General features: G+C 73.7%; 22 protein-coding genes and 3 pseudogenes. 17 read left to right on the plus strand and 8 right to left on the minus strand.

Annotated features, from left to right (window positions below):
- Positions 1-76 precede the first annotated feature (76 nt).
- Positions 77-1246, minus strand: coding sequence for a PucR family transcriptional regulator (locus ACLZOT_RS27255; protein ID WP_416971720.1), 1170 nt, complete (start codon positions 1244-1246; stop codon positions 77-79).
- Positions 1247-1499: 253 nt separating this feature from the next.
- Between ACLZOT_RS27255 and ACLZOT_RS27260 the strand changes: the two genes are divergently transcribed.
- Entirely contained in the window at positions 1500-2378 is an 879-nt protein-coding gene (locus ACLZOT_RS27260) for a DUF4394 domain-containing protein (protein ID WP_416971721.1), read from the plus strand.
- A 46-nt stretch (positions 2379-2424) separates the two neighbouring features.
- On the opposite strand, the gene ACLZOT_RS27265 is transcribed toward ACLZOT_RS27260, so the two are convergent.
- Positions 2425-3204, minus strand: a complete 780-nt coding sequence (locus ACLZOT_RS27265) for an oxidoreductase (protein ID WP_416971722.1) — start codon at positions 3202-3204, stop codon at positions 2425-2427.
- Positions 3205-3317: 113 nt separating this feature from the next.
- On the opposite strand from ACLZOT_RS27265, the pseudogene ACLZOT_RS27270 reads away from it, so the two are divergent.
- The 3 genes and pseudogenes from ACLZOT_RS27270 to ACLZOT_RS27280 form a co-directional block, all read left to right on the plus strand.
- Positions 3318-3497, plus strand: a pseudogene (locus tag ACLZOT_RS27270) (LysR family transcriptional regulator); the annotation flags it as partial.
- Between the two features lie 315 nt (positions 3498-3812).
- Positions 3813-4214: a LysR substrate-binding domain-containing protein gene (locus tag ACLZOT_RS27275; protein ID WP_416971723.1), complete on the plus strand. Its 402-nt coding sequence runs from the start codon at positions 3813-3815 to the stop codon at positions 4212-4214.
- 75 nt (positions 4215-4289) lie between these two features.
- Positions 4290-5279 (plus strand): YeiH family protein, encoded by a 990-nt coding sequence (locus tag ACLZOT_RS27280; RefSeq protein ID WP_416971724.1) that lies wholly within the window; start codon positions 4290-4292, stop codon positions 5277-5279.
- Here ACLZOT_RS27280 and ACLZOT_RS27285 read toward each other — a convergent pair.
- Positions 5276-6319: a flavin monoamine oxidase family protein gene (locus ACLZOT_RS27285; protein WP_416971725.1), complete on the minus strand. Its 1044-nt coding sequence runs from the start codon at positions 6317-6319 to the stop codon at positions 5276-5278. The genes ACLZOT_RS27280 and ACLZOT_RS27285 overlap by 4 nt on opposite strands.
- A gap of 123 nt (positions 6320-6442) precedes the next feature.
- Between ACLZOT_RS27285 and ACLZOT_RS27290 the strand changes: the two genes are divergently transcribed.
- From ACLZOT_RS27290 to ACLZOT_RS27310, 5 genes and pseudogenes are all read left to right on the plus strand, one after another.
- On the plus strand, positions 6443-7330 hold the full coding sequence (locus ACLZOT_RS27290; protein ID WP_416971726.1) for a LysR family transcriptional regulator: 888 nt from the start codon (positions 6443-6445) through the stop codon (positions 7328-7330).
- Between the two features lie 118 nt (positions 7331-7448).
- Positions 7449-8000 (plus strand): DinB family protein, encoded by a 552-nt coding sequence (locus ACLZOT_RS27295; RefSeq protein ID WP_416971727.1) that lies wholly within the window; start codon positions 7449-7451, stop codon positions 7998-8000.
- Positions 8001-8027: 27 nt separating this feature from the next.
- Positions 8028-8804 (plus strand): SDR family NAD(P)-dependent oxidoreductase, encoded by a 777-nt coding sequence (locus ACLZOT_RS27300; protein WP_416971728.1) that lies wholly within the window; start codon positions 8028-8030, stop codon positions 8802-8804.
- Positions 8805-8828: 24 nt separating this feature from the next.
- The gene (locus ACLZOT_RS27305) at positions 8829-9308 is read left to right on the plus strand and encodes an SRPBCC family protein (RefSeq protein ID WP_416971729.1); all 480 of its coding nucleotides are present in this window, start codon (positions 8829-8831) and stop codon (positions 9306-9308) included.
- Positions 9309-9387: 79 nt separating this feature from the next.
- Positions 9388-9825, plus strand: a pseudogene (locus tag ACLZOT_RS27310) (hypothetical protein); the annotation flags it as partial.
- A 43-nt stretch (positions 9826-9868) separates the two neighbouring features.
- Here ACLZOT_RS27310 and ACLZOT_RS27315 read toward each other — a convergent pair.
- Positions 9869-10426, minus strand: a complete 558-nt coding sequence (locus ACLZOT_RS27315) for a TetR/AcrR family transcriptional regulator (RefSeq protein WP_416971730.1) — start codon at positions 10424-10426, stop codon at positions 9869-9871.
- 75 nt (positions 10427-10501) lie between these two features.
- Between ACLZOT_RS27315 and ACLZOT_RS27320 the strand changes: the two genes are divergently transcribed.
- A complete protein-coding gene (locus ACLZOT_RS27320) occupies positions 10502-11755 on the plus strand; it encodes a YhgE/Pip domain-containing protein (RefSeq protein ID WP_416971731.1) in 1254 nt (417 codons plus the stop codon).
- A 59-nt stretch (positions 11756-11814) separates the two neighbouring features.
- Here ACLZOT_RS27320 and ACLZOT_RS27325 read toward each other — a convergent pair whose 3' ends face one another.
- Positions 11815-14592 carry a glycosyl hydrolase 115 family protein gene (locus ACLZOT_RS27325; RefSeq protein WP_416971755.1) on the minus strand — a complete coding sequence of 926 codons (2778 nt, stop codon included), beginning with the start codon at positions 14590-14592 and terminating at the stop codon, positions 11815-11817.
- A gap of 463 nt (positions 14593-15055) precedes the next feature.
- On the opposite strand from ACLZOT_RS27325, the gene ACLZOT_RS27330 reads away from it, so the two are divergent.
- The 3 genes from ACLZOT_RS27330 to ACLZOT_RS27340 are packed head-to-tail and all read left to right on the plus strand — an operon-like array spanning position 15056 to position 17660.
- Entirely contained in the window at positions 15056-16168 is a 1113-nt protein-coding gene (locus ACLZOT_RS27330; protein ID WP_416971732.1) for a molybdopterin-dependent oxidoreductase, read from the plus strand.
- Entirely contained in the window at positions 16165-16563 is a 399-nt protein-coding gene (locus tag ACLZOT_RS27335; protein WP_416971733.1) for a hypothetical protein, read from the plus strand. The genes ACLZOT_RS27330 and ACLZOT_RS27335 overlap by 4 nt, the downstream gene beginning before the upstream one ends.
- 53 nt (positions 16564-16616) lie before the next feature.
- Entirely contained in the window at positions 16617-17660 is a 1044-nt protein-coding gene (locus ACLZOT_RS27340) for an NAD-dependent epimerase/dehydratase family protein (protein ID WP_416971734.1), read from the plus strand.
- A 226-nt stretch (positions 17661-17886) separates the two neighbouring features.
- Here the strand turns inward: ACLZOT_RS27340 and ACLZOT_RS27345 are convergent, their stop codons facing one another.
- Positions 17887-18999 (minus strand): sensor histidine kinase, encoded by a 1113-nt coding sequence (locus ACLZOT_RS27345; protein WP_416971735.1) that lies wholly within the window; start codon positions 18997-18999, stop codon positions 17887-17889.
- Complete coding sequence (locus tag ACLZOT_RS27350; protein WP_416971736.1) at positions 18989-19699, minus strand: response regulator transcription factor; 711 nt, start codon at positions 19697-19699, stop codon at positions 18989-18991. Before ACLZOT_RS27350 ends, ACLZOT_RS27345 begins: the two co-directional genes overlap by 11 nt.
- 233 nt (positions 19700-19932) lie before the next feature.
- Here ACLZOT_RS27350 and ACLZOT_RS27355 point away from each other — a divergent pair.
- The 4 genes and pseudogenes from ACLZOT_RS27355 to ACLZOT_RS27370 all read left to right on the plus strand — a co-directional run.
- A pseudogene (locus tag ACLZOT_RS27355) lies at positions 19933-20595 on the plus strand (glycosyltransferase family 2 protein); the annotation flags it as partial.
- A 152-nt stretch (positions 20596-20747) separates the two neighbouring features.
- A complete protein-coding gene (locus ACLZOT_RS27360; RefSeq protein ID WP_416971737.1) occupies positions 20748-21383 on the plus strand; it encodes a TIGR04282 family arsenosugar biosynthesis glycosyltransferase in 636 nt (211 codons plus the stop codon).
- Positions 21380-22066 (plus strand): class I SAM-dependent methyltransferase, encoded by a 687-nt coding sequence (locus ACLZOT_RS27365; protein WP_416971738.1) that lies wholly within the window; start codon positions 21380-21382, stop codon positions 22064-22066. Before ACLZOT_RS27360 ends, ACLZOT_RS27365 begins: the two co-directional genes overlap by 4 nt.
- The gene (locus tag ACLZOT_RS27370) at positions 22063-23430 is read left to right on the plus strand and encodes a glycosyltransferase 87 family protein (protein WP_416971739.1); all 1368 of its coding nucleotides are present in this window, start codon (positions 22063-22065) and stop codon (positions 23428-23430) included. The genes ACLZOT_RS27365 and ACLZOT_RS27370 overlap by 4 nt, the downstream gene beginning before the upstream one ends.
- Here ACLZOT_RS27370 and ACLZOT_RS27375 read toward each other — a convergent pair.
- Positions 23352-24107: an MBL fold metallo-hydrolase gene (locus tag ACLZOT_RS27375; RefSeq protein WP_416971740.1), complete on the minus strand. Its 756-nt coding sequence runs from the start codon at positions 24105-24107 to the stop codon at positions 23352-23354. The two genes, ACLZOT_RS27370 and ACLZOT_RS27375, sit on opposite strands and share 79 nt — an antisense overlap.
- Positions 24108-24138 lie beyond the last annotated feature (31 nt).

Consider the following 24138-nt stretch of genomic DNA (forward strand, 5'->3'; position numbering starts at 1 on the left):
GGTGCTCACAGCGGGTCCACATGTTCTGCTCGGGACAAAGAGTTGGTGATCTTCTGATCAGGAAGGTTTGCCCCGGTCAGCTCCAGGCGCCCGACAGCCCCCGCGTCACCACGGTGCTCAGCACCCGCACACCCCGCGTCGACGCCGGGTCCAGGCCCGTGAGTTCGCGGACCCGGCGCAGCCGGTAGTCGAGGGTGCGGGGGTGGACGTTGAGGGCGCTCGCGGTCAGGGCGCGGTTCATGTCGCAGTGGTAGTACGCGTCCAGCGTCAGCAGGAGGTCGGGCCCGGGCGCGAGCGAACGGGCCACCTCCCGCAGCCAGGCGTCGGTGAACGGGGCGTCGGCCACCGCGAGTTCGACGAAGACGTCGGCGAGGGTGTGCGGGCGCAGCCGGGCCGGCGCCCGGTGCAGCGGCGCCGCCCGGCCGATGTGCCGGGCCCGGTCCAGGGCGTCGGTGAGCACGGGCCCGCCCGCGGTCCCGGCGGCACAGGGGTGACCGAGCGCTTCGGCGAAGTCCCGCACGAGGACGGCGACATCGTCGTCGGGACCGGTCAGCGCGATCAGCTCACCGCCCCGCCCCGCCGACGCCGGACGCCACCACAGCGGCACCCGGTGCGCCCGCGCGAGCCCCTCGACCTCGCCGTCCAGGTCCCGGTCGTCACCGGGACGGTCCGGCACCCGGACCACCGTCACGTCGTAGGCGTCGGCGAGCCGCACGCCCGCCACCCGGGCCAGCTCCTTGGCCACCGGGTCCTCGGCCAGCAGCGCCTTGGTGAGCAGGGCGACCTGCGCGACGTACGGCATCCGCCGGCGCAGCGCCGTCACGAACCCCCGGCAGTAGGCGTCGATGCCGCGCTCGCCCTGCGGGGCGAACCAGCCCATGACGCTCATGAGTTCGTCGAGGCTGCCGTCGCTGCGGGCCCGTGTCGCCTCGTCGATCTCGCGGAGCATGAGTTCGGTGTGCACGCGCAGCACCTGCTGCCGGGAGGCCAGGGACATGCCCGCGCCGGCCCGCATCTCGCCCATCGACGCGATGTGGTCGAGGTCCCCGTCCGTCAGCAGGCCGTTGGCCGGGGCGAGGTCGATCGTGCGGCGGCGGAACCACACCGCGTACTCCAGGGCCTGCGCCCTGGCCCGCGTGCCGGTGACGAGGGAGGCGAACTCCGGGACCTCGCGGGTGTACGCCTCGACCTCCCGGCGCGCGTTGGCGGGTGCCTGGCGGGCCAGTTCGACGAAGAGGCTTCCCATGGGCGTGAGCATGTCACCGGGTGCGGGAGAGACATAGGAGAAAACCGGACCCGTCTTTATCAGTCACGGTGAAGTGGTGAAGGGTGCGGAGGCCCCGCGTTTGTCAGGACGCGCAAAGTTCGCGGAGCGGGGCGTCGTTGTCGCCGGATCCGGTTGCCCGGGCCGGTGGGCGCACGCTTTATTGGGACCGCGAGGGCGCCCTCCTTTTCGTACCTGTCACAGCACGGTCCACTCGAACGGGAGGAACACGAGGATGAGAACGGGAAAGAGAGCCGCGACACTGATCGCCGCCCTGTCCGTGGCCGGCGCCCTCCTGGCCGGCACGCCCGCCTCCGGCAGCACCGCCGCCGGGGCCGCCGCCGTACCCAGTCTGCGGGCCTTCGGGATCACCGGCGACGGCACCCTGATGGCCACCTTCACCACCGACAGGCCCCAGGTCCTCGACTGGGTGCGGGTCGTCACCGGACTCAGCGGGGACACCAAGCTCCTCGGCATCGACCACCGGCCGCAGAACGGCATCATGTACGGCCTCGGCGACAAGGGCGGCATCTACACCATCAAGACGCCGCCGGCCACCACCGACGTCGTCGTCACCAAGGTCTCCCAGCTCCAGATCGCCCTGTACGGCACGGTGTTCGACATCGACTTCAACCCCGCCGCCGACCGGCTCAGGATCCTCAGCAACAACGGCCAGAACCTGCGCCACAACCTCAACGACAACACGACCGTCGCCGACAGCATGCTGAACATCCCGCCGGCCACCACGAACGCGCTCGGCGTGACCGCCGCCGCCTACACCAACAACGACCTCGTCGGCTCCACCGGCACCACCCTCGTCGACATCGACACCCTCAACGACCAGATCGTCATCCAGTCGCCCCCGAACGCCGGGAACCTCGTCGCCACCGGCCTCCTCGGCTTCGACGCGAACCTCGACGCCGGCTTCGACATGTTCAGCACCCTGACCAACGGCAGGACGACCGCCAACGCGGCCTTCGCCTCCCTGACGCCGTACGGCGCGAGCACCCCGACGCTCTACAGCGTCGACGTCCTCAGCGCCACCGTCACGCCGATCGGCCAGTTCCCGCTGAACATCACCGACCTCGCCATCACCCTCACCGGCACCTACTGACCGGGCGCGGCGCCGCGGCCCGGCTGCCCGGACCGCGGCGCGTCGCTCACACCGTCTTGACGGTCCCGCCGTCGACGCGGTGATCGGCGCCGGTGATGTTCCCGGCCGCGTCCGACAGGAGGAACGCCACCAGGGCGGCGACCTCGCGGGGCTCGGTGAGGCGGCCGGTGGTGATCCCGAACGTCTGCGGCAGCCGGTCGAGGAACTCCTCGAAGCCGAGACCCGCCTCGGCGGCGATCCGCGCGGCGAGCCCCTCCGGATCCTCCAGCGCCGGGGTGCGCACGACACCCGGCGACACCGTGTTGACCCGCACCCCCAGCGGCCCGAACTCCTCGGCGAGCGCCTTGCCCAGCGCGGTCACCGCGGCCTTCGCCACGCTGTACGCGACCGACCCGGCGGGCGGTATCCGCCCCGACACCGAGGAGATGTTCACGACCGACCCCCGCCGCTCGACCAGGCTCGGCAGCGCGGCGCGCGTCACCCGGACCGTGCTCAGCAGATTCAGGTCCAGGACCCGCAGCCACTGCTCGTCGCTCGTCTCCCGGAACCCGGGCGGAGCCTCGTCACCGCCCCCGACGTTGTTCACCAGCAGGTCCACGTGGCCCAGTTCGGCGAGCGCCGCGTCCACCAGGGCCCGCGTCCCCTCGGCCGTCGCCAGATCCGCCGACACCGCGAACGCGCCGGTCTCCTTCAGCTCCGGCGTGATCGTCCGCGCGGCCCCGACGACCCGCACCCCCTCGCCCACCAGCTCCCGCACGACGGCCAGCCCGATACCCCGGCCCGCACCGGTGACGATCGCTGTCCTGGCGGTCAGATTCAGGTCCACGACACTCCTCTTGCTACGGCTTGCGATACGGCGGAGGCCGCACACCCTCAGTGGACCAAGCGACCGCCGCCGGGAGCCATGACCGCTTCGACAAGGGTCGATACCCTGAGGGCATGGATCGTCTGGAGACACGGGAACTCGTCTACTTCACCGCCGTCGCCGAGGAACTCCACTTCGGCCGCGCCGCCGAACGCCTCGGCATCTCCCAGCCGCCCCTGTCCCGCGCCGTCGCCCGCCTCGAACGCCGCCTGGGCGTACGACTGCTGGCCCGCACCAGCCGCCACGTCGCCCTGAGAGCCTGTGTCGCGTCCCCGGCCGGGCGCCCGCCGCCTGGCACGCACTCTCGCCGCGTTGCCGAAACGCCCACGTGACTCCGCCACGCGGACGCTCCGGCGCCTTGCGACAGCACGCACCAGACGACGTGCGCTGATCCGACCGGGGACGCGACACAGGCTCTCACCCCGGCGGGCGAGGTCTTCCTCAAGGAAGCCGGCAAGGCGCTCGACGCCCTCGACGCCGCCGTCCACCGCACCCGGCGCGCGGCCCGCGACGTCCCTCTCACCCTCGCCACCCGCCCCGGCACCGGCGGCGGGCTCCTCACGGAGTGGGTGCGCGCGCACCCCGTACCCGTCGAGGTCCTGTTCACCCCCACCCCGCTGGCGAGCCTGCGTGACGGCACCGCCGACGCGGCGATCCTCTGCGACGGGAGCGACGACTTCGCCGGGCTGACCGTCACCCACCTCACCGAGGCGCCCCCGCTCGCCTTCCTCCCCGCCGGCCACCGCCTCGCCGGCCGCGCCGCCCTGACCATGGCCGACGTCGAGGCGGACCCCGCCTTCGCCCGGCCCGCCCCCGACACCGCCGTCGACGAGATCCTCGACCGCGTGGCCCTCGGCGACCTGGTCACCGTCATGGCCGCCCACCTCGGCGACCGCCTCGGCCCCGGCATCGCCACCGTCCCCGTCACCGGCCGCTCGGGCACCCGGATCGTCGTCGCACGCCTCCCCTGAGTCATTCACCGGACTTATGACCTGCGAGGGACGTGACCGCTACCGGCCCGCCCGCACCCCGCCGACGATCGGTCCATGAGCACCACAGGACGGACCGCCCCCGCCCGCACCCTGACCCCGGGACTCCTCCTCGCGGCGACCGGTACGGCCGTGGCGTTCCAACTCGGCACACTCGTCCCCGAGTTGAGCGCACTCACCGTCGCGGTCGTCCTCGGGGCCGCGATCGGCGGGGTACTGCCCGAGGAGACGAGGGAGGGCATGACCTGGGCGGCGCGCAAATGCCTGCGCCTCGGCGTCGTCCTGCTCGGCCTGCAACTCGGGCTCGGCGAGGTCCTCGGCCTCGGCGCCGGGACCGTCGCGGCCGTCGTCGCCACCGTCCTCGTCACCTTCGCCGGCACCCTCCTGCTCGGCCGGCTCCTGCGCGTCCCGCGCGGCCTCACCCTCATGGTCGCGACCGGCTTCTCCGTCTGCGGCGCCTCCGCCATCGCCGCGATGGACAGCGTCACCGACACCGACAAGGAGGAGGTCGCCACGGCCGTCACGCTCGTGACCCTGTACGGCAGCGCCGCGATCGCCTTCCTGCCGTTCCTGGGCCAGGCGCTCGCCCTGAGCCCCGAACACCTCGGCGCCTGGGCGGGAATCTCCGTCCACGAAGTCGCCCAGGTCGTCGCGGCGGCCTCCCCGGCGGGCCCCGGCGCCGTCGCCGTCGCCGTCGTCGTCAAACTGACGCGGGTCGTCCTCCTGGCGCCGATGGTCGCTGGGGCGGGCGCACTGCACCGCCGGCGCACCCCGGGCCACCGCCCCGCACTCGTCCCCCTGTTCGTCCTCGGCTTCCTGGCGACCATGCTGCTCCGCACGACCGGCACCGTCCCGGCACCGGTCCTGGCCTCGGCGAAGACGGCCACCACCCTCCTGTTCACCGCCGCCCTCTTCGCACTGGGCAGCGGCGTACGCATCGGGTCGCTGCTGCGGACGGGGAGGCGGGGGCTGCTGCTGGGGGCGCTGTCCACGGCGCTGGTCACGGCTGTGGGGTACGGCGCGCTGAGAGTGGCCGGCGCCCTCTAGCGGGCGATGCCCGACACCACGGACAGGATCGCCCGCGCCGCCCGCTCACCCGCCGACAGCGCCCCCTCGATGTGCCCGGCGTGATCGGCGGCGGTCTCGGTCGACGCCCAGTGGAGGCGGCCGTCCAGGGCCGGTTGCCGGTAGAGGGGGTCACCGAACAGGGAGTAGTCGCAGAGGCCGTGCACCCCGGGCGGGGACGTCCAGCGCTCGGCGCTCCAGTCCTGCACATGCACGGCGTCGGGCCGGGCCGCTTCCCGGCCGAACAGCCGGACCAACTGCGCCGTGACACTCTCCACGAACCCCGGCCGCACCGCCCGCGCGTGCGCGAACCCGAACAGCGCCGCCGGACTCCCGCCGGGCCCCGACATGTCGTGGACCTCCTGGAGCGGCCCGGTCCTGCTGACCGCCGCCCCCGCGAGCCCCTCCGCCCGCCAGAACGCGGCCGGATACCGGACGACGACCTTCGCGACGCCCCCCATCCACACCGGCGTCGCCCGCGCCAGCCGTACCAGCCCGGCGGGCAGCACGCCCCCGAAGTCGATCCGCTCCACCGCCGGCGCGGGCGGCACCGCCAGCACGACATGCCCGGCCCGCAGTTCCCCCGCCGGGGTACGGACGAGGAGCCCGCCACCCCCGCCCGGGAGCACGGCACTGACGGGCGTGCCCAGCCGTACGTCCACCCCGGCGGCGAGGACGTCGGCGACAGCGCGGGCCCCGGCGGCGAAACGGTACGAGGGGACGTCGACCAGGTTGCCGGACAGCCGCCGGACCCCGGACGCCTCCTGGAGGAGCGTGTCCCCGGCGAGATGCTGGCCGAACACCTCGACGCCGCCGCGCTCCACCACGGCCCGGACCCGCTCCTCGCCGTCCCAGAACCAGGTGGCCCCGAGGTCCAGGGCGTGGTCGGGCGTGGACAGCAGCCGCCCGCCGATCCGGTCGCGGGCCTCCAGGCACACCGCGTCGAGCCCGGCGGCACGCAGCGCCCCGGCCGCGGCCAGCCCGGACACACCGGCGCCGACCACGATCACGTCGTAGGGCATGGGCGGGATCCTTCCCGATAAGTGGGGTCTATAGCCGTTGGTTATGCTCAACAGACAGGAACCCCACGTTAGGCAGCGGACGAACCGCCCGGTAGGGGACACCGGTGAATGGAGCGATAAGGCATGGCTATGGTCGACCGCCTCAACCCGGAAGGGCTCCGCTACGCGCAGGCCGTCGCCGAGACGAAGTCCTTCAGCGCCGCCGCCCGTGCGTACGGCGTCACCCAGCCCGCCCTGTCCAACGGCATCGCCAAACTGGAGGAGCGCCTCGGCGGCAAGCTCTTCGAGCGCTCCCCGCGCGGCGTGACGCAGACCGCGTTCGGTGCCCGCATCCTCCCGCTGATCGACCGGGCCCTGGCCGCCCTCGACGCGGTCACCGCGGAGGCCCGCCGGCTCACCGAACCCGGCGAGCGCAAGATCCGTATGGGCCTGTCGCCCCTCATCGGCTCCCACCTGGCCGCCCGCTCCTTCAGCGTGGTCCGCGACCTGCCGGTGCCCCGCGACCTCGTCCTGCGCGAGGCGAACATGCGGGACCTGCGCGAAGGGCTGATCGCCGGGGAACTGGACGTCATCCTCATCCCGGCCGTCGCCGCGATGCCCCGCTTCGAGCACCGCGTCGTCGACGTCGAACCGATCGTCGTCGTCAGCCCCGAGACCGGCGAGGACACCCCGCTCGAACTCTCGGACGCCGTCCGGGAACAGTTCATCCTCGTCCCCGACACCTGCGGACTGACGACCTTCACCACCCAGCTCTTCCGCTCCCGTGAACTGCCCCTGCGCACCTACCAGGGCGAGGCCGCCGGCTACCAGGTCCTGGAGGACTGGACGAGGCTCGGCCTCGGCTCCGCGCTGGTGCCCCGCTCCAAGCTCTCCTCGCCCGACGTACCGCACCGCGTCCTGGTGGACGAGGGCCGCGAGGTGCAGATCTCCTTCGAGGCCGTCTGGAGCGCGGACTCCCCGCTCGCCGCCGACCTCACCCGCCTCGCCGACGGACTCGCCGCCGCCCGCTAGCCATATCCAGCGCCTATATCCGGATTCGCCAAGATCCTCTACCGGATCCCGCCTGGAGTGCCTAATTTGGCAGGACGGAGCGGCAACCGCCGCCCCGCCGACCGAGCGAGGCATAACCATGGCATATCGCGACACCCCGCCCGACCTGGGTGCGCTCCTGCGCGAGTACGACCGCGCCCGCGCCTACACCGACGACCTGTGGCGCGACCTCACCCCCGACGAGGTGACCTGGCGCCCGCACGACGACTCCAGCGCCATCGGCTGGCACCTCGGCCACCAGGCCCATGTCGCCCACTTCATGATCCGCAACCTCACCGCCGCCGAACCCAGCCCCGACCCGGAGCTGGACGGCCTCATGGACTCGGCGAACCCGGAGAAGTTCCGCGGCGCCCTGCCCACCGTGCAACGCCTGGGCGCGTTCCGGGACACGGTCGCCGAACGCGTCCACGCCCGCATCGGCGACATCGCCGCGGGCCGGGTCGGTGCCCCCGGCCAGATGGCCGTGGTCGCCACTCACCTCCTGACCGCGCTGATCAACCACGAGTACCAGCACGATCAGTGGATCGGCGAGGTCCGGGCGGAGAACCTCGGCCACGCCCTGCCGGACGACCCGGTCTCGGACCGGCTCAGCCGCATCGACGGCTACCTCGTCCTGAACCCCTACGCCTGAGAACCCCCGCATCTGAAGGAGCCCCACATGTCCCGCACCGACTTCACCGGCCGGAAGGCCATCGTCATCGGTGGCAGCAGCGGCATGGGCCACGCCGTCGCCCGCCACGTCCTCGACGCCGGAGGCACAGCCGTCGTCACCGGCCGTACCGAGGCGAGCGCCACCGAGGCCGCCGCCGCACTGTCCGCGCACGGCACGGCGTACGGCCTCGCGGCGGACCTCACCGACCCGGCGGCCGTCGAGACCCTGCGCACCACCCTCACCGGGGAGCACGCCGACGCCACCCTCTTGGTGAACGCGGCCGGGGTCTTCGCCCCCAGGCCGTTCCTCGACCACACCGGCGCCGACTACGACCGCTACCAGGCCATCAACCGGGCCTTCTTCTTCCTCACCCAGACCGTCACCGCCAACATGATCGAACGCGGCGCGCGGGGCGCCGTCGTCAACGTCGGTTCCATGTGGGCCCACCAGGCGGTCGCCGCGACGCCGTCCTCCGCGTACTCCATGGCCAAGGCCGGCCTGCACGCCCTGACCCAGCACCTCGCGATGGAACTCGCCGCCCACGGCATCCGCGTCAACGCCGTCGCCCCCGCAGTCGTCCGCACCCCCATCTACGAGGAGTTCATCCCCAAGGCCGACCTGGACACCGCCCTCGACGGCTTCGACGCCTTCCACCCCCTCGGCCGCACCGGCACCGTCGACGACGTCGCCGCCACGGTCGCCTTCCTCCTGTCCGCGGAGACCGACTGGGTGACCGGCGCGGTCTGGGACGTCGACGGCGGGGTGATGGCGGGCCGCAACTGACCCGTCATCAGTACGATCCCCCGCATGCCGAGAACAGACCGCGCCGCCCGCCTCGTCCCGGCCCCGCCGGACACCGTCTACGCCGCCCTCGTCGACCGCGCCGCCCTCGAAACCTGGCTCCCGCCCGCCGGCATGCGAGGACACATCGAGCACTGGGACCCCCGCCCCGGCGGGGGCTTCCGGATGACGCTCACCTACCTCGACGCCACCGACGACCCCGGCAAGACCTCGGACGCGACCGACGTCGTGGACGTCTCCTTCACCGCCCTCGTCCCACCCGAACAGGTCGTCCAGCAAGCCGTGTTCACGTCCGACGACCCGGTGTACGCGGGCACCATGACGATGACCTGGGACCTCGCACCCGCCCCGGAGGGCACCCGCGTGACGGTCACCGCCACCGATGTACCGCCCGGCATCGGACAGGCCGACCACGAAGCCGGGATCGCCTCCTCGCTGGCCCAGCTGGAGGCATACGTGGCAACTCGGAGACAGCCTTTCGCGTGAGGAGTGCATCGACGCTTGACCAGCACGAATATCCGGCGCAGCCAATGCAGCGGGGCCCCCGATCATCAGGACGGCAATGATGACGATCACCGTGGGAATCAACGGTTTCGGCCGCATGGGCCGCAGCTGTTTCCGCGCGCAGCGTGTACGGCCCGCTGCCCCGGCCGGTCACCGTGGCGGGCTCCTCGATCAGGGTCGGTGACACCGTCGTCGAGGTCCTCAGCGAGCGCGACCCGGCCTGTACGACCCCGAGCGGCACACGATCGTCTCCAACGCCCCCTGCACCACCAACTGCCTGGCCCCCATGGTGAAGGTCCTCGACGACGCGCTCGGCATCGAGGTCGGCACGATGACGACGATCCACGCCTACACGCAGGACCAGAACCTCCAGGACGGCCCGCAGCCCGACCTGACCGTCCGGGTGGGCCGCGAGACGACGGCCGAGGAGGTCGACTCGCTGTTCCGCAAGGCGGCCGACGGCGACCTCGCCCGGGTCCTGCGCTACACCGCCGACCCTGACCGCCCGGTCGGCGGCAGGCGCGAACGGCGCCCGGGGCCCGCTACCGGCCGGCCGGATGCCCCAGTGCTCCGAGCCCCGCCGCCACGATCATCGCCGTCAGGTCCGGCCGCTTCTCCTCGCGCCGAGCCATCATCGTGGCCGTCACCGCCCCGATCGCGGCCACCACCCGCACCCGGCGTTCCTCGTCCTCCCACACCCCGGGGTCGAACGCCTCCAGCAGCGTGTGCATCGCCCCCGAGAGCCGCTCCATCACCTCCGCCTCCCGCGTCAGCCAGAACGCCCCCACGACGAGCGCCCCCATCCCCGGCCGCTCCCCGATCATCCGGACGAGCGCCTCGACGAGCACGGCGTCGCGCTCGGGCCCGACGGGAGCGGCGGCGCCGATGCCCGCGAGCGTCCCGGCGGCCTCCTCGGCCTGGATGACGACGGCGTCCTGGATGCGCTCCTTGGACCCGAACCGCTTCAGCACGGCGGCCTTGGAGTACCCGGCGGCGTCGGCGATGGCCTGGACCGTCCCCTGTGCGAACCCGTGCTGGGCGAACACGAAGGCCGCGACGTCGATCAGTGCGCGGTCGATCTCCTCGCTCGTGGGTTTCACATTTGACTTCATGGCCGCAAGTTACCATCCTGGTCACCTAGTAACCAAAATGGTCACCCGAAGGGAATCGGTGCAGTGACGCACGACAACGACGACGCGGCGGCCCCCACGAGGCAGGGGCTCTCGCTCTGGCTCACCCCCGCCGTCCTCGTCACCGTGATCATGGCGGCCCTCGCGTCGCTGTACCTGGGCAGCACGGTCAACTCCGCCGACCACCTCGACGGCTTCCCCGTCGCCGTCGTCAACGCCGACCGGGGCGACACCGGCGCGAAGATCACCGAGGGCCTGCGCAAGAACACCGACACCGACAAGTTCGACCTGCGCACCCTCACCCTCACCGAGGCCCGCGCGCAGATGGGCGAGGGCAAGCTGTACGGGGCGATCGTCCTGCCCGCCGACCTGACCCAGCGCCTCGGTGCCCTGAGCGGCCCCGGCACGGACGTCCAGCGGCCCCAAGTCACCGTGTACACCAACCCGTTGGCGAACACCTCCAGCGTCTCCATCGTCAACGCGTACGCCACCAAGGCCCTCGCGGGTGCCAACGAGAGCATCGGCAAGCAGCTCCTCGCCGCCGCCCCGAAGGCCCCCGGCATCGCCCGCCTCGTCCTCGCCGCCCCCCTGGACGTCCACACCACCCCGTACGAACCCGTCCCGGCCGGCACGGGCAACGGCCTCTCCGCCTTCTACTACGCCCTGCTGCTCGTCCTCGCCGGATTCACCGGCTCCGTCATCGTCGCCAACCTCGTCGACGCGCAGCTCGGCTTCATCCCCCTGGAGTGGGGCCCGGTCTACCGCATGGCCGAGCACTCCGGCCACAGCCGCCAGGCCACGCTGCTGGTCAAGTGGGCGCTCATGGGCGGCCTCGCGGTCGTCGTCTCCACCGCCTACCTGGGCATCGCCGCCTGGCTCGGCATGCCCCTGGACCACCCCTGGCAGCTCTGGCTCCTCGGCGTCCTCGTCATCGCCGCCGTCGCCGTGGTCGCCCAGGCGATCCTGGCGCTGCTCGGCGGCCTCGGCATGGTGATCAGCCTCCTGCTGTTCGTCGTCCTCGCGGTCCCCAGCTCCGGCGGTACCACCCCGCTGGAGGCCCTCCCGCCGTTCATCCGCTTCCTCGCCGGCTTCGAACCCGTCCACCAGGCGTACGTCGGCGTCCGCTCGGTCCTCTACTACGGCGCGACCTGGGACGGCGGCCTGGGCCGCGCGGTGATCGCCTCGCTGGTGGCCCTCGTCCTCGGCCTGACCGCGGGCCTGCTCGGCACCCGGGCGTACGACCGCAAGGGCCTGACCCGCGCCCACACGGCACCGGCCGTGGAGCCGGTCTCGGTGTAACCAGGGAAGACGGCGGGCACCGGAGGCGACGATCCACGCCACCGGTGCCCGCCGCTCCGTCACCTGCCGCGCGCGCTCTCGGGCGGCGCCAGATACCCCGGCACCGCCCCGCCCGTACCGATGACGATCTGGTCGACGGCGATCGCGGCATCCACCATGAACAGGCGCAGCACGTGTTCCCCCGGCGCCCCGACGACGACCGTGGCGGTCAGCTTCTCGACCCCCTCCTCGACGTTGCGGGCCCACGCGTCACCCCGGTTGCCGGTGGCGACGGCCTGCCCCGTCAGCACGACCGGCGGCTGATCGTCCAGGGCGACGGCCAGCCGCCGCTTGCCGCGCTCGTCGAGCGAGGGCAGCCGGAAGACGGTCACGGGGAAGGTCCCGGCGGACACGAAGTGGACGCGGTAACGGAGTTCGGGGGAGCGGGTGGCCACCTCCTCGGTGACCGAGGGGGCTGTCGACGGCACGGCCTCCACGGCGGCGCCATGACGCCCCAGCCCGCGCACGGTCCGCCAGCAGGCACCCCCGCGCGGCACCTGCCGGTCGAAGTGGGCGGCCTCGATGGACACATACCCGTGCGCCTCGACGAACCCCCGCACCGGCAACGGGGAGTTGACCACCCGCAACGGAACGGCGACGGTCCGGCCCGCACCCGTGAAGGAGACACTCGGCGTGTGGATCCCCTCCGGCACCTGCCCCCAGTCGATCTCCACCCACACCCGCACCTGATCGACCACGCTGCCGCCCGCGACACTCACCCGCACCCACGGCTCACTCACCTCCGCCGCCCAATCCACCGGCAGGAACCCGGTGTTGAACACATCGACGAACCGCCGCCCCCGATCGGAGGAGTCGAACGACAGCGGCCGGACGATTCCGACGTCGTTCCCCTCGGCCGCCACCCCCAGCCCCGACGTCTCCTGCCGCGCGACCCGCGTGACAGCGGGCCGCCCCGGCGCCTTGGGGATCTGCGACGGATACGGATTGACGATCCCGTCCCATTTCCCGCCCGCCACCTGCGTGTTGTACCGCCGCGTGATCGCCGCCTCCTCGGCGTGCGCGGCCTCCGCGAGATCCGCGTACCGGTTCACCCCCGCCCCCCGCCCCTGCCGGACGGCGAGAGCGTTGCGGTCGGCCCAGTAGTACTTCTGGTTCATCAACCAGGCGCCGTGGACCGGGTATTCGACCAGCTCGAAGTAGGCGTCCCGGTACACCTCGGGAAGCCCCGCCCCGAGCGCCCGGACCCGTTCGAGGAGAGCCGCGTACGCGTCCAGCCGCCGCCCCGCCTCGTCCCCGTGATGCACGGTCGAGAACACGTCCCGGTCGATGAACTCCGGCCGCCGCTCGGCCGCGAGCCGGTAGTACTCCGTACGGATCGCGGTCAGCTCCACGGCGTGCTCGCGCCCGAACTGCCGCCCGTACCACCGCGCGAGGAACTCCTCGGGCCCCTGCCCGTCCACGTCCCAGGCCATGTCGAGGCAGAACGACAGCCCCGTCTCGATGGACTTGAGGTCACCCACGTTGAAGATCCACATACGGTCGGCCCGGTGCTCGTACACCCGCCGCAACTCCTGCCACACCTTGGCGAGTTGCGTGGTGTCGAGCCACAGGTAGCTGCGCGGGCGCCCCCAGTAGGAGAGGTGGTAGTAGATCCCGTTCCCGCCGGCACGGGCACGCTCCGCCTCGTCCGGGAGCTGGCGCATGTTGCCGTGGTTGTCGTCCGGCCAGATGAGCGTGACGTCGTCGGGGACCCGCACGCCCGCGTTGTAGAGGTCCAGCACCTCCTTGTACGGGATGAAGATCTGCGGCTCGGCCCGCTCGCCCACCTCCTCGGCGAGGATGCGCCGCTGGTCGGCGATGATGTCGTTCATCACCACGACCTTCTCCGGGATCGTGGTCGCGTTCCGCGTCTCCAGTGCAGAGTCGTGCAGCCCGCGCATCCCCAGCGTCCAACTGCTCTCGTAGTGCGCGTTCTGCCGGGCCCGGGCACGCCAGTAGTCCGATATCACCGCCGGGTTGACGGTGTAGTCGTACAGCGGCAGGCTCCCGTCCGCGTTGCGGTGCTCCGCCGCCCACGGATCCCACTCGTGAACTCCGTTGCGCAGCATGGCCTCCGGGTGACTGGACCCGACGACGATGCCGTACCGGTCGGCCAACTCCGGGTTCTGCGCGTGCTTGTTGAAGAAGTCTGAGTACGGATGCATCGCGGGCCACAGGTAGTTGGCCTTCAGGCGCAGCAGCAGCTCGAAGACCCGCTCGTAGGTACGCGGCCCGATGTTCTTGTCCGGCTCCTGGGTGCGGTGCGACCACGTCGTCATGTTCTGCTCGTCGTTGATGAAGATCCCCCGGTAGCGGACGCTCGGTTCGCGCCGCTCGAAGGTCCGCGCGGGCACGGTCACGGTGTCGCGGCGGGCGATCGGGACGTCGGCCCACCAGTACCAGGGGGAGACGCCGATGCGCTCCGACGTGTCGTACACGCCGTAGATCGTGCCGCGCCGGTCGCTGCCGGTGATGGTCAGCGCGCGGCCGACACCCGGGAACGGCCGGTCGACGACCCGGGTCACCGAGGCTTCCCAGCGGGCCTGGTCCGGTGCGGTGGCGATGACGACGAGGTGCTCGGCGCGCTCGGGGAGCGCCTGGAGGAGACGGGGCCGGACGCCGCTGACCCGCTCGATGTCGGCCTGGAGGTCACCGGCCGCGCGGAGCACCGCCGGGTCCTCCGAGGGGGAGACGTACAGGTCGGTGGCCCGGCCGCCGGTCACCAGGGGGAAGTCGGGCCGCGCGGGGGCCGCCTCGGCGGCCGTCGGGAGCAGCGGGGCGGTGCCGGCCGCGGCCATGCCGAGCAGGAACGACTTGCGGGTCCACAGGGGTCCGTCCGGCACGTGGCACTCCTGATCCATAGCGGCAACAAGGGCATGAACAGGTCAAGAAAGCGCTTGCTGTGCACTGTAGGAGGCGTCGCGCGGGGGAGTCCAGAGGCGGGAGTGAGGTAGGGGATCCCCAGGCGGCCGGTGACAGCGCGAGATGTCCGACGGACCCCGCCCCACGACCGCCGTGGGGCGGCCCCGGTTCTTACGACTGCCTGACATCCCCACGAACCCCTCGACCCACAGCCGGCCCGCACCCAGGATGGACGACGTCACCGCGGTGCCAGTGAAGCGGCCGCCGCGGCCGGGCGCCCCGGACCACCGTGTCCGGGGCGCCACAGACGTTCCGGCTCCGGGCGCCAGCGCAGACGTCCTCGCTCCGTAAGGAGTCGATCCATTCCCTGCCCGGCCCCCGCCCGATGGGATGGACGGCATGAAACCGCACGTCTCCCCACCGGTGTTCACCGGCAGACTGCACGACCCCCGCACCGCGACCGCCATCGGCCGCTGGCTCGGCGCCGCCTTCCTGGTCTGCTTCGTCACCGGCCTGATCAGCCACTTCATGCAGCACCCGCCCGGCCGGCTGATCCTCCCCAGCCGGCCGGTCTGGGGCTACCGCCTCACCCAGGGCCTGCACATCGCCTCCGGCATCGCCGCGATCCCCCTGCTGCTCGCCAAACTCTGGACCGTCTACCCCCGCCTGTTCACCTGGCCCCCCGTCACCTCCCTCCGCCACGCCCTGGAACGCCTCTCCGTCGCCCTCCTCGTCGCCGGAGCCCTGTTCGAACTCGCGACCGGCCTCCTCAACACGGCCCAGTGGTACCCGTGGACCTTCTCCTTCGTCCCCGCCCACTACGCCGTCGCCTGGCTCGTCACCGGCGCCCTCCTCCTGCACCTCGCCGTCAAGGCCCCCGAGATCCGCGCCCACTGGAAGCGCCACGCCTCCGACGCCCTCGCCACCGAGCGCCGCTCCCTGCTGCGCGCGCTCACCGCCGCCGTCGGCGCCGTCACCCTCACCACCGTCGGCCAGAGCCTCACCCCGCTGAAGAACCTCGTCCTGTTCGCACCCCGGCAACCCGACCACGGCCCCCAGTCCCTCCCCGTCAACCGCACCGCCGCCCAGGCCGGCGTGGGCCGCGTCCACGACGACGAGTACCGCCTCGTCGTCACCGGCCCCCGCCCCTACACCCTCACCCTCGCCGAACTGCGCGCCCTGCCCCAGCACGAGGCCGACCTCCCGATCGCCTGCGTCGAAGGCTGGAGCCGGTCCGCCCACTGGAGCGGCGTGCGCACCGCCGACCTCCTGGACCGCGCCGGAGCACCACCGCACGCCCGCGTACGCGTCGTCTCCCTCCAGCTCCGCGGCGGATACCGGGTGTCGGAGCTGGACCGCACCCACGCCCGCGACCCCCTCACCCTCCTCGCCCTGCGCCTCAACGGCGATGAACTCCACCCCGACCACGGCTACCCGGCCCGCCTCATCGCCCCCAACCGCCCCGGCGTCCTCCAGACCAAGTGGGTCACCCGCCTGGAGGTCCTGTCATGAGGATCCTCGTGGGCGCGGCGGGCCTGGCCGTCATGGGTTTCGGCGCGTCCCTCCTCCTCGGCCTCCCGCACGCCACCGACGTCCTGCTCTGGCTCGCGGCGGCCGTCGTCCTGCACGACGGACTCATCGCCCCGCTCGTCCTCCTCGTCGGCCGCACCGGCGTGGCCCGCGCCCCGGCCGTCCGCACGGCACTGATCGTGTCCGGCGCGCTGACCGCCGTAGCCCTCCCGGTCCTGCTGCGCCCGGGCCCCCGCCCCAACTCCTCGGTGCTGCCCCTGGACTACCCGCGCAACTGGCTGACCGCCCTGGCCGTGATCGCCCTCACGGCGGCCGTCGCCCACCGGGTCGGGAGGTGGCGCGCGAAGAGGCGCGGGGCAAGCCTTACGAACCCCTGACGTCCCCGCGCCGAACCGCCCAGGACCACCCCCGACGGCCTACGGTCGACGGCATGCTGATCCTGGTCACCGGCGGCGCGGGCTTCATCGGCTCGCACATCGCCACCGCCCTCACCACCGCCGGACACGACGTCCGCGTCCTCGACGCCCTGCTCCCCGCCGCCCACCGCACACCCCCGCCGGTCCCCGAAGGCGCCGACTTCCACCGCGCGGACGTCCGCGACCCCACCGCCGTCGCCGAGGCCCTGCGCGGCGTGGACGCCGTCTGCCACCAGGCCGCCATGGTCGGCCTCGGCAAGGACTTCGCCGACGCCCCCGACTACGTCAGCTGCAACGACCTCGGCACGGCGGTCCTCCTCGCGGGCATGGCCGAGACGGGCGTACGGCGCCTGCTGCTGGCCGGCTCGATGGTCGTCTACGGCGAGGGCCGCTACGAGTGCCCCCGCCACGGCGCCGTACGCCCCGGCCCCCGCGACCCCGCCACCCTCGACGCGGGCGCCTTCGAACCCCCCTGCCCCCACTGCGGCGCCCCTCTCGCCCCCGGCCTGGTCACCGAGGACGCCCCCACCGACCCGCGCAACGTGTACGCCGCCACCAAACTCACCCAGGAACACCTGGCCGCCGCCTGGGCCCGCGCCACCGACGGCCGGGCCACGGCGCTGCGCTACCACAACGTGTACGGCCCCGGTATGCCCCGCGACACCCCGTACGCGGGCGTCGCCTCCCTCTTCCGCTCCGCGCTCGCCCGGGGCGAGGCACCCCGTGTGTACGAGGACGGCGGCCAGCGGCGCGACTTCGTCCACGTCCGGGACGTCGCCGCCGCCAACCTCGCCGCCCTGGAGGGCCCTGCCGGGCCCGGCCTGCGCGCGTACAACGTCGGCAGCGGCGAGCCCCACACGGTGGGGGAGATGGCCGAGGCCCTCGCCGCGTCGTACGGCGGCCCGGCGCCCGTCGTCACCGGCGAGTACCGGCTCGGGGACGTCCGCCACATCACCGCGTCCTCGCAGCGGCTGCGGGAGGAGCTGGGGTGGAAGCCTGAGGTCGGATTCGCGGAGGGGATGCGGGAGTTCGCGGGGGCGGCACTGCGGGCGGTGTGAGAACGGCGACTCCCGACCAGGCTCGGCCGTTGCGCCCCGAGGGACGAGGTTGGCGGCTTCTCGGCCAGGCTCCGCCGCTCTGCTCCTCGGCACCGCTCGGTCATGCCGCCGGGCGCGGGATGAGGACGGCGGGTCCTCGGCGGTGCTCCGCCGCGCCGACGGCGCACACCTCACGCCCCCGCCCCGAAGCCCCGCCGGTGACCGCCCCGCACGCGGGACGCGCCCCTTACACCGTCGCCGGCAGATGCACCTCGAACCGGCACCCCCCGGGCACGTTCGACACGGCCGCCCGCCCCCGGTGCGCCTCCACGATCCCCCGTACGATCGCGAGCCCCAGCCCCGCCCCGGCGGGCGGCGTACGGGCGTCCGTGCCCCGCCACCCGGTGTCGAAGACCCGGGGCAGATCCTCGGGCGGGATACCCCCGCAGCCGTCCGTCACCGCGAGGACGACCCGGTCGGCCTCCCGGCGCGCGGAGACCGCGACCGTACCGTCGGCGGGCGTGCGGCGGATCGCGTTGACGAGGAGGTTCGCGAGGACCCGGGACATCTCCCGCCCGTCGACCTCCACCGGCACCTGCTCCACCCCGGCGCCCACCAGCCGCACCCCGTGCTCCCGGGCGAGCGCGTCGACGCCCGCGATGGCGTCGCCGACGAGGTCGTACACCGACAGCCGGGTCGGGGACAGGGCGAGGACACCGGCCTGTATGCGGGACAGCTCGAAGAGGTCCCCGACCATGTCGCCCATGCGCCCCACCTCGGCCCGGATCCGGGCGTGGTAGACGCGCGGATCGCCGACGACGCCGTCCTCCAGGGCCTCGGCCATCGCCTGGAGACCGGCCAGCGGGGTGCGCAGGTCGTGCGAGATCCAGGCGACCAGCTCGCGGCGGGAGGCGTCGAGGGCCTGCTCGCGCTCCCGGGAGGCGGCGAGCTTCGCGCTGGTCGCGGCCAACTGGCGGCTCAGCTCGGCGAGTTCGGCCGTCGGCGCGGCGGCGGGCGGGGTGAAGCTGCCGTCGTCGCCGAGCGCCCGGGTCGCCTCGGTGAGGGCCCGGCTGCCGTGCACGACACTGCGGCCGAGGAGCAGCGAGACGGCGAGCGCGGCGACCGAGGCCATCGCGCACACCATCGTGACGACCCACAGGTCGTGCTCCGACAGGAACATCGCCCGCGACACGAGCATCGTCCCGGCGAGCATCGCCGCGACCGTCACGGCGGACACCACACCGAGGGACAGTCCCACGGACCGGTCCCGCAGCAGCCGGAGCGCCGCCGCCCCGGCGAGCCCGCACAGGGCGGCGCCGATCCCCGCGTACAGGGCGATGAGGAGGGTGTCACCGAGCATCGTCGGCCCCCTCGGCGGGCGGGTCGAAGCGGTAGCCGACGCCCCACACCGTGCTGATCAGGCGGGGCTCGGCCGGATCGTCCTCGACCTTCTCCCGCAGCCGCCGCACATGGACGGTCACCGTCGACAGGTCACCGAACTCCCACCCCCACACCTCCCGCATCAGATCCTCGCGGCTCGTCGCCCGCCCCGGGTGGCGCAGGAAGAACGTCAGCAGGTCGAACTCCCGGATCGTCAGGGCGAGTTCGACACCGTGCCGGACGGCCCGCCGGGCGACGGGGTCGACGGCGAGGGGGCCGCTGCGCAGCCAGGGCCCGCTGCGGGCGGCCGGGGGAGCGCCGGTCGCCCGGCGCAGCACCGACTCGACGCGCAGGACCAGTTCACGCGGGCTGAACGGCTTGGTGACGTAGTCGTCCGCCCCGACCTCCAGACCGAGGATGCGGTCCTCCTCGTCGCCCCGCGCGGTCAGCATGATCACGGGCAGCGGGCCGTCCGCACGGACCCGGCGGCACACCTCCAGGCCGTCCATACCGGGCAGCATCAGGTCCAGGACCACCAGGTCGGGCGGGTGCGCGGCGGCGCGGGCCACGGCGGCGGGCCCGTCGGCGGCCACCTCGACGGCGAAGCCGGCCCGGTCCAGATACCCGGCGACGACCTCGGAGACGGTGGGGTCGTCGTCCACGACGAGTACACGTTTCACGCCATGAGTCTGGCATCCGCCCGAGGGCTCCCGCCCTGGTCGCCGGGGAGATGTCAGCGAACCGTAAGGAGTGCGGACGTCAGCGGTTCGTAAGGAGACCAAGTCCCTTATGTCCGTTTCGCGTTCGTAGGGTGAGTGGCGTGATCGAGACCACCCCTCCCCGTGTCTCCGCAGAGACGACCGTTTCCCCGGAGACGACCGCGTCCGCCGAGCCGGCTTCGCCCTCCGTCTCCGTGGACGTCGTCCTGCCCTGCCTCGACGAGGCCGAGGCCCTGCCCTGGGTCCTGGAGCGCATCCCGCCCGGCTGGCGCGCGATCGTCGTCGACAACGGCTCCACCGACGGCTCACCCGACCTCGCCCGCGCCCTCGGCGCCCACGTCGTCCACGAACCCCGCAAGGGCTTCGGCGCCGCCTGCCACGCGGGCCTGACCGCCGCCACCGCCGACGTCGTCTGCTTCTGCGACTGCGACGCCTCCCTCGACCCCGGCCACCTGCCCCGGATCGCCGCCCCCGTCCTCGACGGCACCGCCGACCTCGCCCTCGGCCGCCGCCGCCCCACCACCCTCGGCGCCTGGCCCGCGCACGCCCGCCTCGCCAACCTCGAACTCGCCCGCCTGGTCCGCCGCCGCACCGGACTGCCCCTGCGCGACCTCGGCCCGATGCGCGCCGCCCGCCGCGAGGCCCTCCTCGCCCTCGCCCTCACCGACCGTCGCTCCGGCTACCCCCTCCAGATGGTCGTCCGCGCGGCCGACGCGGGCTGGCGCGTCCACGAGGACGACGTGCCCTACCTGCCACGCTCCGGCCGCTCCAAGGTCACCGGAACCTGGCGGGGGGCCTGGCGGGCCGTACGGGACATGCGCGCCGTCCTGGCGGAACCGGCGCGGCAGGAAGCCGCCGCGGAGGCACCGGCCCCGCAGACCGCCCCCGCGCGGAAACCGACCCTCCGGAACACCCCCGCGCAGGCCACCTCGGCGCAGGAACCGACCCCGCAGTACACCCCCGTGCAGACGCCCTCCCCGCAGAACAGCCCCGCCCAGAAGGCCACCCGATGACCCTCCTCACCCTCCTCGTGATCGCCAAACAACCCCTCCCCGGCCGCGTCAAAACCCGCCTCACCCCGCCCTACACCCCCGAGGAAGCCGCCGCCCTCGCCGAAGCCTCCCTCACCGACACCCTCAACACCCTCCTGCGCGTCCCCGCCCACCGCCGCGTCCTCGTCCTGCAAGGAACCCCCGGCCCCTGGCTCCCACCCGGCTACGAGGTCGTCCCCCAGACCCCCGGCGGCCTCGACGAACGCATCGCCGCGGCCTTCGCCCACCACGCCGACGGCCCCGCCCTCCTCGTCGGCATGGACACCCCCCACCTCACCCCCGGCCACCTGACCGGCGTCGGCGAGGACGGCCACGACGCCTGGTTCGGCCCCGCGGCCGACGGCGGCTTCTGGGCGCTCGGCCTCGCCGACCCCGCCCGCACCGGACACCTCGTACGCGGCGTCCCGATGTCCACCGACCGCACGGGCGCGATCCAGCGCCGCCGCCTCACCGACGCCGGCCTGACCGTCCGCGACCTGCCGGTCCTGCGCGACGTCGACACCGCCGCCGACGCCACCGAGGTCGCCGCCCTGTGCCCGCCCGGCTCCCGCTTCGCCGCCGCCGTCACCGCGCACACCGGGGCCCTGCGGTGAGCGCCGGGGAGGGGCTCGCGACCCGCCCGCGTCCCGCGGCCACGCCCTGGGCCGACGACCCGTACGCCCACGCCCTGCACGCGGGCGCGGGGCCCCTGTACCTGCGCTGCCTCGCCACGGCCCGCCTCATCCCGCTGGACGTGGAACGCTGGTGCGCCGCCCCCGACGCCGCCGACACCCGCGTCCTGCGCCGCTGCACCGGCCGTGTCCTGGACGTCGGCTGCGGCCCCGGCCGCCTGGTCGCCGCGCTGGCCGGGACCGGCGTACCCGCGCTCGGCGTCGACGTCAGCCCCGCCGCCGTAGCCCGCACGCGGCGCCTCGGCGGGACCGCCCTGCGCCGCTCCGTCTTCGACCGGCTGCCCAGCGAGGGCCGCTGGGACACCGCCCTGCTGCTCGACGGCAACGTGGGCATCGGCGGCGACCCGGCCGCGCTCCTCACCCGCCTGCGTGAACTCCTGCGCCCCGGCGGCCGGTTGCTCGTGGAGACGGCGTACGAGGATGTCGACGACCGCCTCACGGTCCGCGTCGAGAACGCCGACGGCGGGCACGGCCCCGCCTTCCCCTGGGCCCGCGTCGGCCCCACCGCGCTGCGGCGCGCGGCCGAGGCCACGGGCTGGACGGGGACCGACCGGTGGACGGCGGGGGAGCGGCGCTTCGCCGAACTGCGGGCCGCCACGTCATGACCGCCGTCGTCGCCGTCCTGCTCGCCGCGCTCACCGCGACCGTCACCCTCACCCTCCACGCGGGCGACAACGTCCACGCCCCCGGCGCCCTGCTCGCCGGGAACGCCGTCGCCTGGACCCTCTTCGCCGCCGCCGCGTGGGCCGTCCGCAAGGTCCCCCACCGCCGGGCGACACTCCTCGTCCTGCTCGGCGGCGCCGCCGTCCTGCTCGCCGGCCTGACCGCCCCGCCCCGCACCAGCGACGACATGTTCCGCTACGCCTGGGACGGCCGCGTCCAGGCCGCCGGCATCTCCCCCTACGCCCACCCGCCCGCCGCCCCCGAACTCGCGCGCCTGCGCGACGAATGGCTCTTCCCGACGAAGACGTCCTGCGAGGGCTGGGGCCTCACCCGCGCCCCGGGCGACCTGTGCGTCCGCATCAACCGCCCGACCGTCCCCACCATCTACCCGCCGGTGGCGGAGGGCTGGTACCTGGCCGTCCACGCCGTCTCCCCGCCCGGCAGCCGCCACAAGCCCCTCCAACTCGGCGGCGCCGCCCTCGCGTTCGCCACGACCCTGGCCCTGCTGAGACTCCTGCGCCGCACCCCCGCGACGGCCGCCCTGTGGGCCTGGTGCCCGGCGGTCGCCTTCGAGGCGGTGAACAACGCCCACATCGACACCCTCGGCGTCCTCCTCACCGTCCTCGCCCTCACCACCACCGGCACCCGGCGCGGCGCCCTGCTCGGCGCCGCGATCGCCGTGAAGATCCTCCCCGTCCTGGCCCTCCCCGCAGCCCTCACCGGCCGCCGCCCCCTGCGCGTAGCCGCCGCGGCGACCCTGACGGTGGCGCTCGCCTACCTCCCGTACGCGATCACCTCCGGCCCCGGCGTCCTCGGCTACCTCCCGGGCTACCTCCACGAGGAGGGCTACGACCAGGACGACGTACGCCGCTTCGCGCTCCTGCGCCTCCTGCTGCCGCCCGTCGCGGCGGGCCCGGTCGCGGTCGTCCTGCTCGCCCTGACCGCCCTGTACGTGTGGCGGCGCGGCGACCCCGACCGCCCCTGGACCGGCGCCCTCCTCATGACCGGCACCACCCTGCTCCTCCTCTCACCCAACTACCCCTGGTACTCCCTCCTCCTCATCGCCCTCGCCACCCTGTCCGACCGCTGGGAATGGCTCCCCGTCACCCTGGCCGGCACCACCCTCTACCTCGCCGGCCGTCTCCTGCCCGGGTTCCCGCTCCAGGCGTGGACGTACGGCACGGCGACGGCCGTGGTGCTCGCCGGGACCTGGTGGCGTGCGCGGCGTCAGCCGAGGTCGAGGCGCTCGGACAGCCCGGCGGCGGCGAACGCGGCGGTCAACTCCCCACGCCCCTCGGTGAAATGAGTCCAGCTGTCGCAGTGGACGGGCACGACCCGCCGCGCCCGCAACAGCCGCGTCGCCTCCACGGCCCCCGCGCTGTCGAGGACGAGCAGCGCGCCGTCGAACAGCCGGGGGATACGCGGAGCGCCGGCGAACAGGACGGCCGTGTCCACGGGGCCGAACCGCCCGGCGATCTCCCGCACGGCGTCCAGGGACGCGTTGTCGCCGCTGACGTACACCGTCGGCAGCCCCTCGCCGGTCAGCACGAACCCGACGACCTGCCCGGTGAACGGCTCGACGTCCGCCCGCTCGCCGGGGCCGTGGATCGCGGGGACCCCGGTCACGGTGAGCGTGCCGCCGCCGGGACGCACCAGTTCCACGGACTCCCAGTCGGCGAGCCCCCGCGCGTTCCCGCCGAGCCGCTGCCCGCCGCCGGGGGTGGTCAGGGTCAGCGGCACGTCCGCGAGGAGGGCGCGGCCGGAAACGTCGAGGTTGTCGGCGTGCTCGTCGTGCGAGAGCAGGACGACGTCGATGGGCCCGAGGTCGCCCGGGGCGGCGGCGGCCGGGGCCGTCTTGCTGAGCTTGCCGCCCGGGACGGGGTAGTCGCCGGGCGCGTCGAAGGTCGGGTCGGTCAGGAAGCGCAGGCCGCCGTACTCGAAGAGCGCGGTGGGGCCACCGAGGACGCGGACGGGGAAGGACACGACGAATCTCCTCACGGATGTTCCGAGTTGA

It is taken from the genome of Streptomyces sp. 4F14 (assembly GCF_048159485.1).
Lineage (GTDB): Bacteria > Actinomycetota > Actinomycetes > Streptomycetales > Streptomycetaceae > Streptomyces.

Excerpts from the sequence above, each read along its gene's own strand:
- ACLZOT_RS27255 (WP_416971720.1), bottom strand. The coding sequence starts at position 1,246 with ATGGGAAGCCTCTTCGTCGAACTGGCCCGCCAGGCACCCGCCAACGCG.
- ACLZOT_RS27260 (WP_416971721.1), top strand. The coding sequence starts at position 1,500 with ATGAGAACGGGAAAGAGAGCCGCGACACTGATCGCCGCCCTGTCCGTG.
- ACLZOT_RS27280 (WP_416971724.1), top strand. The coding sequence starts at position 4,290 with ATGAGCACCACAGGACGGACCGCCCCCGCCCGCACCCTGACCCCGGGA.
- ACLZOT_RS27285 (WP_416971725.1), bottom strand. The coding sequence starts at position 6,319 with ATGCCCTACGACGTGATCGTGGTCGGCGCCGGTGTGTCCGGGCTGGCC.
- ACLZOT_RS27290 (WP_416971726.1), top strand. The coding sequence starts at position 6,443 with ATGGCTATGGTCGACCGCCTCAACCCGGAAGGGCTCCGCTACGCGCAG.
- ACLZOT_RS27295 (WP_416971727.1), top strand. The coding sequence starts at position 7,449 with ATGGCATATCGCGACACCCCGCCCGACCTGGGTGCGCTCCTGCGCGAG.
- ACLZOT_RS27300 (WP_416971728.1), top strand. The coding sequence starts at position 8,028 with ATGTCCCGCACCGACTTCACCGGCCGGAAGGCCATCGTCATCGGTGGC.
- ACLZOT_RS27305 (WP_416971729.1), top strand. The coding sequence starts at position 8,829 with ATGCCGAGAACAGACCGCGCCGCCCGCCTCGTCCCGGCCCCGCCGGAC.
- ACLZOT_RS27325 (WP_416971755.1), bottom strand. The coding sequence starts at position 14,592 with ATGGCCGCGGCCGGCACCGCCCCGCTGCTCCCGACGGCCGCCGAGGCG.
- ACLZOT_RS27330 (WP_416971732.1), top strand. The coding sequence starts at position 15,056 with ATGAAACCGCACGTCTCCCCACCGGTGTTCACCGGCAGACTGCACGAC.
- ACLZOT_RS27335 (WP_416971733.1), top strand. The coding sequence starts at position 16,165 with ATGAGGATCCTCGTGGGCGCGGCGGGCCTGGCCGTCATGGGTTTCGGC.
- ACLZOT_RS27340 (WP_416971734.1), top strand. The coding sequence starts at position 16,617 with ATGCTGATCCTGGTCACCGGCGGCGCGGGCTTCATCGGCTCGCACATC.
- ACLZOT_RS27345 (WP_416971735.1), bottom strand. The coding sequence starts at position 18,999 with ATGCTCGGTGACACCCTCCTCATCGCCCTGTACGCGGGGATCGGCGCC.
- ACLZOT_RS27360 (WP_416971737.1), top strand. The coding sequence starts at position 20,748 with ATGACCCTCCTCACCCTCCTCGTGATCGCCAAACAACCCCTCCCCGGC.
- ACLZOT_RS27370 (WP_416971739.1), top strand. The coding sequence starts at position 22,063 with ATGACCGCCGTCGTCGCCGTCCTGCTCGCCGCGCTCACCGCGACCGTC.